The organism is Candidatus Hinthialibacter antarcticus (assembly GCA_030765645.1).
GTDB classification, from domain to species: domain Bacteria; phylum Hinthialibacterota; class Hinthialibacteria; order Hinthialibacterales; family Hinthialibacteraceae; genus Hinthialibacter; species Hinthialibacter antarcticus.
In genome coordinates, this window is record JAVCCE010000008.1 from 73103 (window position 1) to 87792 (window position 14690).

The window sequence follows — 14690 nt, forward strand, 5'->3', positions numbered from 1 at the left end:
ATTACTAGAGGGGCGCTTGCTTTTTGATTATACACCGAATGACTTGAATCAGGCGTTATTTCATTGCGGGAACCGGGCCGGCGGGGATCGCCAACATGCGGTTGATTGCCGTCAGCGCTTTTTTGGCGATATCGGGATCAACATGAATTTCGTGTTGTTCATATTTGAGGCTGTCGCGAATTTTTTCTAACGTAATGCGGCGCATGTGCTCGCAGTGCATACTGCAAGACCGTACAAACTCCACCTGCGGAAATTCGCTGGCGAGGTTCGCCGCCATTTCACATTCCGTCGCGAGAAAAACCTTTTTCAGTTGCGGACGGTCTTGGATGTACTGTCCCATTTGCGATGTGCTGCCGCAGTAGTCCGATTCGGCGACAACGTCCGGCGGGCATTCCCAGTGGACCAGGACAGCGGCGTCCGTTGAGCCTTTTGGGATGTTATGTTGTTCGCGAATTTGGGTGATGTGTTCCGGCCTGAATTTCTCGTGCACTTCGCAGCGCCCAAACTTGTCGTCGTACTTACCGGGGTAGATCAGCTCAATGCCGGAAGTTTCCAACTCATCGCTGATGTTTGCGCCCATCAGCGAATCCGGGAAAAAGATCACTTTATCCGAGCCGAACTCTTTGGCTGCGTGCATGACGACTTTCACGCAATTGGATGAAGTGCAGCAATAATCAGAAACGGCTTTGATATTTGCGTAGCTGTTGATGTAGGTTACGACCGGAGCGCCGGGATACTGGCGGCGGTATTCAAGCACTTCTTCGGGGCCAAATGGGTCAGCTAAACTGCAACCTGCGTCATAGTCTGCGATCAATACTTTTTTGTCAGGGCTGAGAATTTTGGCGGTCTCCGCCATAAAGCGGACGCCGTCAAAAAGAATGATCGGGTTTTCGGCTTCCGCCGCCCGACGGCTGAGCGCGAGCGAGTCGCCGCGTTCATTGATGCCAGACAGCTGGTATACCAACGGCGCCATATAATTATGACCGAGAATCAGCGCATTCTTTTCGTCGCGAAGACGCAAAATTTCATCAATCAGTTCCCGCTTGGCAAGGAACTCTAAATGTTGATCGGGAACCGCCTTTAACGATTGGTCGATGGCGTCCAATTGAACCGGCATCGTTTCCTCTCCAAATAAATTCACACAACGACTGCGCGAAGAGTGGCGCGTCATGTGAATGGTTAATCTTCTTCTAACAATAGTATAGTCTATTTGATATTTTTTACTGCGGCTATGTCTACTATGCAGGTTGGTTTGAGGTTCTTTTAGAATTGTTCCTTTTCACTCTACGTCAGATTTAATCCTTTCTTGCTTGTTTTTAATTTCAGCCTACTATTACTATCAGTAGACGCAGGAGGGCTAAATGTTACACCGCAAGTTGTGGGATGATAATCAGAAAAAAGCAAAAGCCTGCTTGCAACATCCATTTGTGGTGGGGCTTGGTTCCGGCTCATTGCCAATGGATGCATTTAAGCGGTATGTCGCGCAGGATGCTTTTTTCTTGCAGGCGTTTTTGCAAGCCTACGCTGTCTGCGCTGCAAAGTGCGAATCGCTTGAGCATATCAAAGCCTTTCATGGATACATGGGCGGCGCCCTGGACGAACTTAACCTCCATGCCCAATACGCCGAAACATTGGGTCTTGACCTCAGCAATGTCGTTCCATACCGCGCAACAAGCGCTTATACCGAATTTCTATTGCGAACGGCATGGCATGAACCGATTTCAGTCACAATAGCGGCGATGGTTCCTTGTATGAGGCTCTACGCTTACCTGGGCGCAGAGTTGCTTCATCAAAGCCATCCCAATCATCCATATCACCAATGGATCGAAACGTATTCCAGCGATGAGTTTCAAGCGTTGGCGAATGACATTGAAACCTTGCTGGATGTGATCGGGCAAGATACGCCGTCAGTGCGGCAGGCGTATCAATATGCAATGCAGTGTGAATATGACTTCTTTTCCGCTCCATTGGAGGAACCAAAATGAAACCGGTTGCGTTGACCATCGCGGGTTCCGACCCGTCCGGCGGGGCGGGGTTGCAGGCTGACTTGAAGACGTTTCATCAACACGGCGTCTATGGAATGAGCGTCGTTACCTTGTTGACCGTGCAAAATACGCAGTCGGTTGACGCCGTGCAAATGCTCGAGCCTGACTTCGTGTTGCAGCAGTTGAACGCCGTATTGAACGACATTCCTCCTACTGCAATCAAGACCGGGGCCTTAGGCGGCGCCGCGATGATCGAAGCCGTCGCGCAACGTGTAAAAAGTGTTCAATGTCCATTGGTGGTTGATCCGGTGATGATAAGTAAACACGGACACTCATTAATTGAAGATGATGCAGTCGAAAAATTGGTTCAGCATCTGATACCCAGCGCATCTCTGGTAACGCCGAATTTGTATGAGGCCAGCGCGATCTCCAACATCGAAATCAAAAACAGTTCTTGCTTACATGACGCGGCAAAGGCAATTCTTGACCTCGGCGCCAAAGCGGTTGTGATTAAAGCAGGGGCGAATAATGCGTTTGGGTGCGACCTGCTTGCGACGGATTCAGGCGTTGAAATATTTCGCGTCGAGTGGATTGATACGCCAAACACGCATGGAACCGGCTGCGTGTTTAGTGCGGCGATCACCGCGCACTTGGCAAAGGGGAGCGAACTTCGGGACGCTGTCGCTGGAGCAAGATCATTTATGGACCGCGCCATCCGAACCAACCCCAATTTAGGCAAGGGCAGAGGGCCGGTTAATCATCAAGCGCCGGTTGATTGATTTCCAGCGCCTCATCTACGGCTGATGGAACGGGCGTTAATTCAACAATCATTTTAAAGCGCAACTGGTTTAATAATCGTTTCGCGGTTTCGCTTTCGCTATACCAAGTCGATTCATCTTCATCGCGATAGCGTTTCATCCGTTGCTGGACATGTTCAAAAAAGACGGCGTCAGCCGTTTTGTAGCGTTCAAAAGCGGCGACTTTTTCGATTAACTCCGGGTCTTTGTCATATTCGTTTTTATACGCGGCTTTTAACAATGCGTCTGCGTAGCGCTCATCAACATTTGGGCTTTCGGGGTCTTCGATGCCTAATAGTCTGAACCGATGTTGCAGGCTTTTTTCTTCAATTAACCGAATTTGAATTTGCGACTGGCATTGTTCAAACGGAATCAATCCTTGCTCGTGTTTGTCAATGAGTTGAATAAAGTGCCAGGTATCGCCCACTTGAATGGGGCCGGTCACTTCGTGGATATCAAGCGCCCACAGTGCGCGCTCAAATGGTGGTGAAATGGTCCCTTTTTCGATCCATCCAATATAGCCGTCTGCGCTTGAGGTTTCTGATTCAGAATACTGGAGAAGGTTTTGAAAATCTTCGCCGGATTCCAAACGTTGCGTAATGGTCGCCGGACGAATCGACTCATCTGAAGATTCTTCGTGAAGCATAATATGCCGCGCGAGGCGGTCGCCGGGTTCGTAAAACTCTTGTGGGTGTTGTACGTAGTAGGTCAGCATCTCCTGACGGGTGATGGATGGAGTAATTCGGTCGAGCTCCGATTCCATCTTAAGTTTGATGCGCTCTTCTTTATATTTTTTAACTTCAATAGAAACACTTTCAACCGGTTGCTGATTGTCGTTTGAGGTTAGTGCTTCTAATAATGCGACATGTTGAATGATTCGTTTGAGCAGAGCTTGAGCGAGCTCTTGTTCAAGCCAATCTGCTTGCTCCCGATCTAACCCTTCAACATCTTCAGGCGTTAGTTCAAGTGCGCGCAATATGGGGCCATCGCCTTCGGGCGGGTGTTGAATGTACCACCGGATATCTTCTTCGCTAATATTTCCACTTTCGTAAATCGCAAGGACGCCTTGGTTGGCGAGATCATTCATATATATATTGCGGCTGTGTTGAAAATAGGCGGAACCGATCAATGCAACCAAAATCGGGACGATAAATGCGATAAAAATGTGGATTTTTTTTGATCGTATCATTTTAAGAGTATTTAAGAAAACCTATTGAAAATGCACATTCTGTCTATTGATTACCTAAGTCAATTTTTTTTTAAATCCATATTAAATTTAAAAGAGGATTGACTTTGGTTAACCTGCTAGTACGATTAACTTTAGAAACCTTTCCTTTAGTCGGTGGCTTAAAGTCATGTTTTACGCTACACCGCTTCTCTTTTTCTCCAACCACAAACCGCCAATTGGCGTTTCACAAACACATAACCCCCTAGGGAGGCATATTTGATATGTTTGATGCATCAGCTGAAGTTGAATTGCATGTTGGAGACGAAGTATTAGTTGACTCGTTAAACGGGCAGCGCGGCAAGATTGAGTCAATTCGCGTGATCTCCGATGCGCAAGTGGTTCAAAAGTTTAATGGCTGCCCCAGTGGAGTTGTATTGACAATTCAAAGCAGCGACGCAGTGATTAACGTACGCGGCGCTGATGTTACGCTGCCTCACGTCGTCGCGTAACACGAATTGCCATCCAGTATTCGCCTTTCCTTTTGGCGGTTGTCAAAGGGAGGTGAATGCTTTTATCCACCCCCCAATATTTTATTGAATCCCACCGGTACGTATTTTTTCTAATGTCAGCAAATTTTCTACCCACGGATTGCGGCGCCAGGCAAACTTCATCAGGTCTTTAATCTGTGCGTCGGTCAATCGCTTTCCATCTGATGGAGCCGTATTGAGTTCCGCATGACGCGTGTTGCGAATTCCAGGAATGACGGAACCCGTTTGGTCATGGCTTAGCGTAAAGCGCAATGCTAACTCCGGCATCGACATGTCAGGCGTGTTGGTTTTCGCCCACTCTTTAATTTGCTCAACGCGTTGTACAGTCGCTTTTAGATTATCGCCCCGGAAATAGCGTGAGCGAAAATCATCTTCGGCGAAGACTTCATTGCCAGTGAATTTTCCCGTCAAGGCCGCTTCATCAAATGGAACGCGGACGATGACGAAAATATCGTTGTCCTTACAATGCGGGAGAATGGTATACGCCGGATGTTGTTCAAACAAATTGAAGATTACTTGCAGCGAGTCGACCACGCCGGATTGCAGGGCGGGGATAACTTGTTCCGGGAAGTTCTCAGTGGTCGAGATGCCGAATGCGCGAATTTTCCCGTCTTTTTTCAATTTTTCAGCGGCGGAATAAATTTCATCGACCCCGTTCCAGGTTTCACACCATGTGTGTAACTGATACACGTCGATGCAATCGGTTTGTAGGTTTTTTAAACTGAATTCAACGCCTTCAATCAAGTAATCAACGGGAAACGCTTCGTCCCAGGGCATCCCGGAGGGCGGGTTCCAGATTCGATTTTTGGGCGGCAATTTGGTAGCGACATAAATGCGGTCGCCATGTTCTTTGATCGCTTTCGCAACCAATGATTCACTGCGGCCGTCGCCGTAGGCTTGGGCTGTATCAATAAAATTTCCGCCTAATTCGATATATTTATGCAACGCTGCGAGCGAGTCGTTGTCGTCTTGGTCGCCCCACATGCCGCCGATGGCCCATGCGCCGAATCCAATTTCTGAAACGTCCCACCCCATTCGTCCAAACCGTCGAAATTGCATTGATCGCGTCCTCCTGAAAATGTGTTTCTATTTATTGTTATGATGCCTGCGAAGGTTATTCCTTTATCGCAGACGGCGGGTCATTTTGTAAATCTAATTGCTGTGATGGCGGAATGCCCGTTGAAGGCGATTTCCGAAACTGAACGGAATCCGTCAATATCTGGTGCTGAATCCAGCCGACGTTATCGCCCCAGGTTTTTACTTTGACCCAATCGCCTTGAGGTTCATCTTTCGTGAAATCAACCTGACAGCCTGTTGCGAGTTCAATAGTAGGCACCGCGCTATCGGAGGGCTCTTCACGAAGAAAGACTGCCGTTCCCGCCAAAATTTTGGTGGAGGCCGTCACCGAGACCACGTCTCTCGCGTAATATTGAAAGAGGCGTTGGTCTTTTGTTTTTATTGTGACGACCAAGTCATCAAATTGGCGGACGATGACGTTGCCTTCGATGGCGCCGTATTTTGTCTTGACAACTGCCGCCGGGCTTTGGTGAATCGCGACGCAGAGCATCGCAATGGTTATAATAGATAGAGATAAGGTTCGCATGAGTTCACAATCACTTTAGTTCTGATACGGTACTATGACGGGTTTTTGGTCTTCAATCAATCCAAAACGAAAAGCGGCGCAGATTGTAACTATAACTCTTGCGGGTTTATTGGTATTAGGGTGCGGCAGCGTTGAGCGCAGGGAGCCTGGCCCAACCGAGTCAATTGACGCCCAACAGCCGAACAATAAAGAAGAAAAATCTCCAACGCTTTACGATTTACGCGGATACTTTTATCCACCCGCCAACGATTGAACACGTTTTTTCAAACCCTTCCTAAATAGTCTGAAAACGCGTAGTTTGAGTAGAATCCATGAGTAGAATTGATCGCCGCATTGCGGCATGAATATATGTTAAATCGCTGGTTTGATCCGACTTTATTACGGGATTTATTGAAAATATCCTGGCCGACAGTGGTCTATTCGTTATTAGAGACCGCCGTTGGGCTTGTGGATATTTATTTTTCCGGGTTTTTAGGGCACCCTGCCGTCGCGGCATTGGGCTTCTCCCGCCAAATATTCTTAGTGTTGATGATTGGCACCATCGCGGTTACAACCGGAACCATCACGCTCGTTTCACAAAATTTCGGCGCAAAACGCTATGACGTCGCCTCCTCGGTCGCCTGGCATTCGTTGCTTGTTTCAATCGTTGCGGGGATCGGCTTGGGAATCATCGGCGCTCTCACTGCGAGAATCTGTTTGTTGTCTCTTGGCGCTGAACCAGTCGTTTTGGCGCACGCCGTTCCGTATTTGAGGGTACTGCTAGGCGGCGTTGTGTTTTTGATGATTAACTTTTCGACCAACGCTGTGTTTCGCGCGATGGGAGACACCAAGACGCCGCTAAAAATCGCCCTGCTCGTCAATGTGTTAAATGTTGGGTTTAACTATGTTTTTCTGTTCGGATTTCCGCCTGTGATTCCAGCCTTCGGCGTTACGGGCATCGCAATTGGAACGGTACTCGCACGGGCCATCGGCGGCGTTCTCGCGATTTGGATGCTGATGCAAACCTCTCGTCCTGTTCACCTAAAGATGTCTCCAATAATTGATCCCGCTATGCTGCGGCACATCCTGCACATTGGCGTTCCGACGGGAGTCTCCGGCTTCTTTCGGAATGGAGCGCGGGTGTTGTTTATTGGAATCATCGCGTCAACGGCAGCAGGAACTACAGCAGTCGCCGCCGCTTCGATCGGGTTCCAAATTCGCATGTTGTCGATCATGCCGGCGCTGGCGTTTCAGGTGGGGACCGCCGCCCTGGTCGGCCAGAGCATTGGGGCCAAAAACGCAGAAAAAGCCGAAGCATACGGTTGGACGGCCATCCAGTTTGTTTCCATGATTATGGCTGTGACCAGCATCATTTTAATCATCTGGCCTGTGACGATTGTGGGGTTGTTTACCACAGATAAAGATGTTCTGGCGCTTGCGAGAATAACACTGATTTGCATCGCGTTTGAGCAGTTTTGCAATTGCGTCTCTATTGTCGCGGGCGGCGCGTTGGCAGGATCGGGCGACACCCGGCCGTCTATGCGTTATACGGTTTTCGCTCAATGGATGCTGATGATTCCCGCCGCGTGGTTTTTTGTCGCTTATAGCCCGTGGGACGTTTACGGCGCGTGGGTGGCGTGGGGCGTCGCGCCTGCTGTCCAGAGCGTATTGACGGTAATGCGTTTCTGGCGGGGAAAGTGGAAAGCGGTCCGCGTTGTCTATCATCCAGAAGATGCGGGGGATGTAGAACCGGCCTAAATATTCTAATAAGTTTGGATGCTTTGTACGCTCAGTTCAGAGAAGAACAAATTTTTACTAATTGTTTCGCTGCCGTTTTGAACAAAGGTATTCACCCACATGTTGCTTGTTCCAGGATACGGCAGACCCGTTGAAGTCGTGGCGGAAACCTGATGGTCTATAATGATAATCTTGTCAACGTCCCATTTATGTTTGGGGTCAATGCGCTTGACGCCAATCTCCACTTTTTTGCAAGCCGAGTAGTTTGAGTCTATCGAAAGCATCACATAGACGTCTTTTTCTGTGATGTCAGGCCGCAAGATGGCGCCGCGCAAAAAGCGCAATAATTTAGGGCTTAAATTCTCTGGCGTAAACAAAAACACGACAAAGGGATCAAGCGTACTCGAGCGGGTTTCAACCTGTTCTATGTCATCTGGAAACCCTAAAAATTGCGGGGACGGATACCAATAATTCGGCAGGTAGAAAAACTCGACAATATCGTCGGGGATAAACAAATGAAACATATTTGATTGAATGGTCGAATTTGCCGGTTCTAGCGTAAACCGATATTCTAACGGCATCTCCGAACTGCTTTGCAGCCTACGGATGAATTCCGCCGACATATCAAATCGTGGATCAACCGCGCGTAGTTCCATGTACGAAGTGTGGACGGTTTGGTTTCCCGTCATTTTAAGGCCGTCTAAAACAGTATCCCAATTCATTAACATAACGCTGTTAAAAAATAGCGGGAACTGCTCATAGACCTGGTCTTCGATGGGTAGAGAGTAGATACGCTCTAGTTCGGGCTTGAGGTCATCTGTGATCGAGTTTTTCAAAAAACGTTGAAATTGAAGTTGAACGCGCGCTTGCAATGCGTTCGCGCGCTGCACGTTATTCAAATAGCCTTGTAGTGTTGCTTCTTTATCAACAACGTGCTGGGCCAGCGGCGCATTGGCGGAAAAAGCAAGCAAAGTAATTGATAAAACAAAAACGATATTTCGGTTCATGCCTGTCGTCCTCTTCATTCAGGCCGGGATTCATAACTGTATAACTATAACGTCTGAGGAACCTCTTTGTCTCGTTGATCTTATCTTTCCCACTCTAATTACAAAGGGTCGCGTTTTGCATTGTTTTAGTGTTTTGATCTGTTTTAATACGTAGTATGATACCCCTAGGGGGAGTAATACGGATTTTTTTGATTGTCTAGACCATGAGATTTTCGGTTTGCGTTCAAGTGATTTTCCATTTATTGGACGTCTGAACTGAAAGTTCCAATTTCGTAACCCATTGCATGAGGAAGGCGTCACATGCAAACACCGGATGTTTTAAGACCGACTGCTGCTGGGCGATTTTATCCTGCCGACCCAGATGAACTCTCGAAAGATATTAGCGGTTATCTCTCTCAAGCGCAGATTCAAATAAGTCAGCGTCGCGTCTTGGCGATCTTGGTTCCGCACGCGGGTTATCCATTTTCCGGCCCGGTGGCTGGATATTCATTTCGGCATGTTGAAAAACAGGCTCCTGATACCGTATTGTTTGTTGCGCTGGGGCATCAAGGCGTGAAAGGGGCGTCGGTTTTCAATGGATGCCGCTACGAAACGCCGCTTGGCAGTGTGAATGTAGACAACGAGTTAAATGAGATTTTGCTGCAAGGCGGCGCCCCGATAGACGATAATCCTGTTCCGCATGTCGGCGAGCATTCCGTCGAAGTCAACCTGCCGTTTGTGCAAAGCGTGTTTCCTCAAGCGAAAGTTTCTTCTTTATTGATTTCTCAGTTAGACGCTGATTTATGCGCAACCGTCGGTCAGCGTATTGCCGACGCCGTGAAATCGTTTCCCGATAAAGAAATTTTACTGGTCGCCTCATCTGACATGAGCCATTATCCAAAACAGGAGGTCGCAACGTCGGTGGATCGCGCGATGCTTGCGTCAATCGAGACCCTATCGCCCCAGCAGATTTGTCGCGATCTTGTCGAATTGAACAACGGCGCTGCGAATTTGCATTGCGTGATGTGCGGCGGCGCTGCGATGCTCACGGTTGTCGAAGCGGCCCTCGCCTTGGGAGCCAAGCAAGCCAAAACCCTCCATTATCAAAATAGCGGCGACAGCGATTGGGGAGACCCGGATCGCGTAGTCGGTTATGGTTCGCTGGCAATCTATGGGCCGGATCCGCATGAAAAACCAGGACAAGATTTTGCCCTGAACGAACAAGAAAAGAAAGAACTGTTACGCTTGGCGCGAGCTGGCGTTCTGGCGGAACTCACTCAAAAACCGTTTCAGGCGCATTCAGATTTGAGCGCTTTGCAGGCCAATGCGGGCGTGTTTGTGACGCTGAAAAAACGGGGCGATCTGCGCGGTTGCCTGGGGCGGTTTGAGCCGGTGGAGCAACCGCTTTGTCAATTGGTTCCATATATGGCGGCGCAATCGGCTGTGCACGATCATCGGTTTCCCGCCTTGGGCGAAGACGAACTGCCTTTTACGGATATTCAGATTTCCGTCCTGTCTCCGCTACGACCAATCGAAGACGTGAATGAGATTTGCATCGGGCGTGATGGATTGCAGATTGAAGGCGTGACCGCATCCGGGTTTCAACGCTCCGGTACCTTACTGCCGCAGGTCGCGACAGAACGCAATTGGAGCGTCGAAGAGTTTTTAGAGGCGTTGTGCAACAAAGCCGGGTTAGAGCCGGGGGCGTGGAGGTCTCCAGACGCAAAGTTGTGGGCGTATTCCGCTGATGTATTCGGCGACCTCGACTTTCAAACGCCGCCGTTCCGTGTAGAATCCCAGTCATTGTGAGCGAAATTTACGAACTTCTACCCGGCTATCAAAAACTGGCCCAACAGTGCAGCGCTGTTGGCGTTGAACTCGAACCCGAACCGGGCGGACTGGTACTCTATCATGGACAGCCGCACCGGATCATCGGCGAAGATGCGGGCGCATTGTTAATTGTTGCGACGCCCGTCTTGCCGCCTATCGACCAGAATACCATAACGACGGTGCCGGGCTGGATGAATGATCCGCTCTGCGTTTATATGCCCGGCGTGGCATGTTTGATTGACTCGGTGCGTAGCATCAGCAGTATGTTTCCGACAATTACGCCTGGAGTCAAATCGACGCGTGAGGTGTGGCAAGTCAAGCATCCCGACATTGAGCCGGTTGTCGCCAATTCGTTGGAAGAATCGCTGTTGCAAGCGGTCATTCAAATCCTGGAAAACAAAATCGCAAATCCATGAGCAACGCGCAAAAAGGCATACTCATCTACGGCGCCGGCGGACACGGCAAAGTGTTGATTGAACTCTTGCAGTCAATCGGCATTGAGGTTGCAGCCATCATTGATGACCGGGTGACTGGTTCCGCCGAACGGTTGCTGGGCGTTGCGGTGATTTCTCCCCGTGATGCGATTGAGAATTACATCCAGCCGGAGAGCATGAACGGCCTTGTCGCGATTGGCGATAACGTAATTCGTTTAGAAAAAGCCGCCTGGTTTGAGTCGCGCGGCGTCGAGATGGTCGTCGTCATCCATCCGAGCGCAGTGGTTTCGGCGTCCGCCAAAATCGGGCGGGGGACGCAGGTGATTGCGGGCGCGGTGATTAACGCCGAAGCCCAATTGGGCGCGAACTGCATTGTCAACACCAATAGCGTTGTCGAGCATGACTGCGTGATCGGCGACGGCGTCCATATCGCGCCGGGCGCACTAGTCGGCGGCGGCGCCAGCATCGGCGATCGCAGCCAAATCAGCATTGGCGCTAGTGTATTACCTGGAATCAAAATCGGTTCGGATGTCATGGTCGGCGCGGGCGCGGTTGTGACAAAACCTGTTGCTGACGGCGTAACCGTGGTCGGCGTCCCGGCGCGTATTTTGCAAAAATAACTCCTAAAGCATCCCCCTTATTTCATCCTTCAGTGACGATAAAGCCGTGTTTCAAAAAAAAATTATAAATTCACTTGACACTTGTTTATATGTAAACTATAATCTTGTTTATGAAGAGTTCCAAGACACTGTACATAGATGAGGAGAACGCCATGACTCTTTTTTTGACCATAATGTTTATATGTAGACTGTATGCTAGTTAATATAAGGAGAGCGCCATGAATATTTTACTGATTGCGCCTGCAAGTGGAAAATGGCGGCAAGTGGGCCGCGCAAAAATTGCGAATGGAAAAACATTTCGGTTTTCCTTACTGAGTTTGCTGTCGATTGCGGCGGCGACGCCAAAAGACGTAAATATTCGGATCGTGGATGAACAGTGCGAAGATATCCCGTGGGACGCGAAGGCGGATCTGGTGGGGATTACCTGCATGACCGCGCTGGCGCCGCGCGCGTATGAGATCGCGGCCCGCTTTCGCGCACGGGGCGCGCCCGTGGTGTTGGGAGGAATGCACCCGACTTTCCGGTGGGTCGAGGCGCTTGAACACGCGGATGCGGTGGTGGCTGGCGAGGCGGAAGGCGTGTGGCCGCAAGTGATTGACGATGCGCGTCACGGCGCCTTGCAGGGCGTATACCGGACGGACAAGCCGTTTGATCTCGGCGAATTAAACTTGCCGCCCTATCATTTGCTCGACCTCAACCGCTACTCGACCTATGCAGTGCAGGCGACGCGAGGCTGCGACAGAAAATGCTCGTTTTGTTCGATCTCAGCGTTTCATCAGCATACCCAACGCCGCCGTCCAATTGAGTCGATTATCGAAGAAGTCAAACGAATCCCCAACCGCATGTTTTTACTTGTTGATGATAATTTGACTGCTGACCGGGACTATGCGGCCGCATTGTTTGAAGCATTGGTTCCATTAAAAAAATATTGGGTGACGCAATCCACGCTTGCGATTGCCGATGACCCGGCGTTTTTGCAACTGGCGTCGCGGGCGGGCTGCACGGGACTATTCGTTGGATTAGAAACCTTCGCTGAGAGTAACCTGCATTCCGTTGAAAAAGATTTCAACCATGTCGAACAATACCGTGAAGCCATTGATCGTTTACACGCCCACGGCATCGGCGTCGAGGCCGGGATCGTGTTTGGCTTTGAGCATGATGACCCCCGCGTGTTTGCTCACACGCTTGCGATGCTCGACCATCTTCACATTGACGCCATACAGGCTTCGATTTTCACGCCGTTGCCAGGGACGTCTGCGTATGAGTCGATGAAGCCTCGGCTGCTTGACCGCAATTGGGGGCATTACGATTTTCACCATGTGGTCTATCAACCAAATCATCTGACGCCGGAAGCGCTGCAAGCGGGACACGATTGGGTAACGCGCCAGTTTTATCAACCCTGGCGCATCGCGCGCCGATTGGGACGTTGGGCCATGCAGCCGCATGGAGCCGCTACGCTGCCCTACGCCGCTGCGATTAACCTCGCCTATCTTGGACGCATCCGAACATGGGGAATCAAAGGTTGGGACCCCGGCCTGGAATATAAAAATGACCGTTTTATTTCTGGTTCAGATGGGAAAATCGTTGTCACGCAAGCGGCATGAGAAAGAGAGGAGGGGGATTTGTATATCGTTAATCGGTCTCATCTTCATTTTGCCAAAGTGGTTCGCTTACTTCAAAAGCGTCAATGTTGCGGATGAATTTCAATTGCAAATGCGAGGCGTATGAAATTAGTAAGTAGGCAAAGCCTTTGAGCGGCAAAATCAGGGAATAAGGATTATAGAGCCCTTGTAGGTTGATGTAGGCGAACAGGCTGTCAGTCACGAATAACAACCCAAATGCGCCGACCAAAACAAACCAGGGCCGCGCGATGGGAGAGCGTCCCATCGACAAAAATGCTAGCGCCAAATGTAAACAAAAATACGCAAGGCACATGTCAAATATGGGGTAGATCAAAAAGACCAGACGAAACCATAGCGGCGTGGCCGGATTGCTCAGAGTGGGGGTGCTGATGAATACAAGATTCAATGCGACAAAAATCAGAAATAGTCCATTGGCGATCCCGTTTCTGAAAGAGGACTGAAACGCTTCTAACTGGTTGATTTGTATTTTGAAGATGCGAAAACTGATGATGTAGCAGATCAACCCCGCCATGATGGAGAGGTCGGCGACTTGCGGAAAGGTCAAATAGAGATTGAGCAAAACCTCATATAAAAAATAAACGAGATAGCCAACGCCTTCACAGAATAAACCCAAGGCAAACAGCAGCCAGGTAATACGCGCCGGGTCGTTTTTCTCAAAGCGGTAAGCGACCCGGTATAAATTAAACGCGCCAAAAAAACAAAACAGCGTAATGAAACCGTCGCAAAACGCTTCGACTTGTGATAGCGAAAGCGGCTGTGCGATAAAGATGAATCCCATCAAAGCAATATAAATAAGAACCACAGAAAACGGCATTGAGAGCATCTCTCCTTTACATCGCAGCCGCAGCTTGTTCATGAAGCAATGAAATTACATAGCGAGCTCTTTTTCGTCCTACAAAAAACTGCATGTTGTTTGCCAGGTAGTTGCCCAAGGTTTTCAGGTCTTCCGGCCCCAATTGCTGTGGCGCTTTATTCACGCGTGAGCAGTAATTGAGGATGAGTCGCTGCGCAACATTTTCACCGAGTATGGGAGCAAAAAATTTCTGTAATCGGTATGAATATGTCAACGAATTGTCGTGTTCAGGATATTGCGGCATAACAAGCGACCTAAAGGACAAATTGATGTTGGATGAAAATTAACTCAGACAATGTCAGTATGCTTTTCAATATAGAGAGATTGTAAAATTCTTTCAATGAGTAATTTCTTTGAACCGTGATTTGTTGATACAATTGAAATATGGTTCATCCGGTAAGTGAGTACCTACCGTGATGGATGGCCATTTTTGAGATTCAGAAACGGGCTCCGGCATTTCACAAATTGACAAACCAAATCAGGCATGGATGCAACTCTGGGAGCGCC

General features: G+C 49.3%; 15 protein-coding genes. 8 read left to right on the plus strand and 7 right to left on the minus strand.

Annotation, left to right across the window (positions count from 1 at the left end):
* Positions 1-55: 55 nt before the first annotated feature.
* Positions 56-1117 carry a quinolinate synthase NadA gene (gene nadA, locus P9L94_02515; protein MDP8242927.1) on the minus strand — a complete coding sequence of 354 codons (1062 nt, stop codon included), beginning with the start codon at positions 1115-1117 and terminating at the stop codon, positions 56-58.
* Positions 1118-1361: 244 nt separating this feature from the next.
* On the opposite strand from nadA, the gene P9L94_02520 reads away from it, so the two are divergent.
* Positions 1362-1985, plus strand: a complete 624-nt coding sequence (locus P9L94_02520; GenBank protein MDP8242928.1) for a TenA family protein — start codon at positions 1362-1364, stop codon at positions 1983-1985.
* The gene (gene thiD, locus P9L94_02525) at positions 1982-2764 is read left to right on the plus strand and encodes a bifunctional hydroxymethylpyrimidine kinase/phosphomethylpyrimidine kinase (protein MDP8242929.1); all 783 of its coding nucleotides are present in this window, start codon (positions 1982-1984) and stop codon (positions 2762-2764) included. The genes P9L94_02520 and thiD overlap by 4 nt, the downstream gene beginning before the upstream one ends.
* Here the strand turns inward: thiD and P9L94_02530 are convergent.
* Positions 2739-3971 (minus strand): peptidylprolyl isomerase, encoded by a 1233-nt coding sequence (locus P9L94_02530; protein MDP8242930.1) that lies wholly within the window; start codon positions 3969-3971, stop codon positions 2739-2741. The genes thiD and P9L94_02530 overlap by 26 nt on opposite strands.
* A 260-nt stretch (positions 3972-4231) precedes the next feature.
* Here P9L94_02530 and P9L94_02535 point away from each other — a divergent pair, with 260 nt between their 5' ends.
* On the plus strand, positions 4232-4459 hold the full coding sequence (locus P9L94_02535; protein MDP8242931.1) for a hypothetical protein: 228 nt from the start codon (positions 4232-4234) through the stop codon (positions 4457-4459).
* Between the two features lie 81 nt (positions 4460-4540).
* On the opposite strand, the gene P9L94_02540 is transcribed toward P9L94_02535, so the two are convergent.
* Positions 4541-5557: an aldo/keto reductase gene (locus tag P9L94_02540; GenBank protein ID MDP8242932.1), complete on the minus strand. Its 1017-nt coding sequence runs from the start codon at positions 5555-5557 to the stop codon at positions 4541-4543.
* Between the two features lie 55 nt (positions 5558-5612).
* Complete coding sequence (locus P9L94_02545; protein MDP8242933.1) at positions 5613-6101, minus strand: SH3 domain-containing protein; 489 nt, start codon at positions 6099-6101, stop codon at positions 5613-5615.
* Between the two features lie 348 nt (positions 6102-6449).
* On the opposite strand from P9L94_02545, the gene P9L94_02550 reads away from it, so the two are divergent.
* Entirely contained in the window at positions 6450-7838 is a 1389-nt protein-coding gene (locus P9L94_02550) for an MATE family efflux transporter (GenBank protein MDP8242934.1), read from the plus strand.
* A gap of 5 nt (positions 7839-7843) precedes the next feature.
* Here P9L94_02550 and P9L94_02555 read toward each other — a convergent pair whose 3' ends face one another.
* The gene (locus P9L94_02555; protein MDP8242935.1) at positions 7844-8824 is read right to left on the minus strand and encodes a hypothetical protein; all 981 of its coding nucleotides are present in this window, start codon (positions 8822-8824) and stop codon (positions 7844-7846) included.
* A 300-nt stretch (positions 8825-9124) separates the two neighbouring features.
* On the opposite strand from P9L94_02555, the gene amrB reads away from it, so the two are divergent.
* The 4 genes from amrB (at position 9125) to P9L94_02575 (ending at position 13291) form a co-directional block, all read left to right on the plus strand.
* Complete coding sequence (gene amrB / locus P9L94_02560) at positions 9125-10612, plus strand: AmmeMemoRadiSam system protein B (protein MDP8242936.1); 1488 nt, start codon at positions 9125-9127, stop codon at positions 10610-10612.
* The gene (locus P9L94_02565; protein ID MDP8242937.1) at positions 10609-11049 is read left to right on the plus strand and encodes a hypothetical protein; all 441 of its coding nucleotides are present in this window, start codon (positions 10609-10611) and stop codon (positions 11047-11049) included. Before amrB ends, P9L94_02565 begins: the two co-directional genes overlap by 4 nt.
* Positions 11046-11687 (plus strand): acetyltransferase, encoded by a 642-nt coding sequence (locus P9L94_02570; GenBank protein ID MDP8242938.1) that lies wholly within the window; start codon positions 11046-11048, stop codon positions 11685-11687. The genes P9L94_02565 and P9L94_02570 overlap by 4 nt, the downstream gene beginning before the upstream one ends.
* A 218-nt stretch (positions 11688-11905) precedes the next feature.
* The gene (locus P9L94_02575; protein ID MDP8242939.1) at positions 11906-13291 is read left to right on the plus strand and encodes a radical SAM protein; all 1386 of its coding nucleotides are present in this window, start codon (positions 11906-11908) and stop codon (positions 13289-13291) included.
* 28 nt (positions 13292-13319) lie between these two features.
* Here P9L94_02575 and P9L94_02580 read toward each other — a convergent pair whose 3' ends face one another.
* Positions 13320-14144, minus strand: a complete 825-nt coding sequence (locus tag P9L94_02580) for a hypothetical protein (protein MDP8242940.1) — start codon at positions 14142-14144, stop codon at positions 13320-13322.
* Between the two features lie 16 nt (positions 14145-14160).
* Positions 14161-14427 (minus strand): hypothetical protein, encoded by a 267-nt coding sequence (locus tag P9L94_02585; protein MDP8242941.1) that lies wholly within the window; start codon positions 14425-14427, stop codon positions 14161-14163.
* Positions 14428-14690 lie beyond the last annotated feature (263 nt).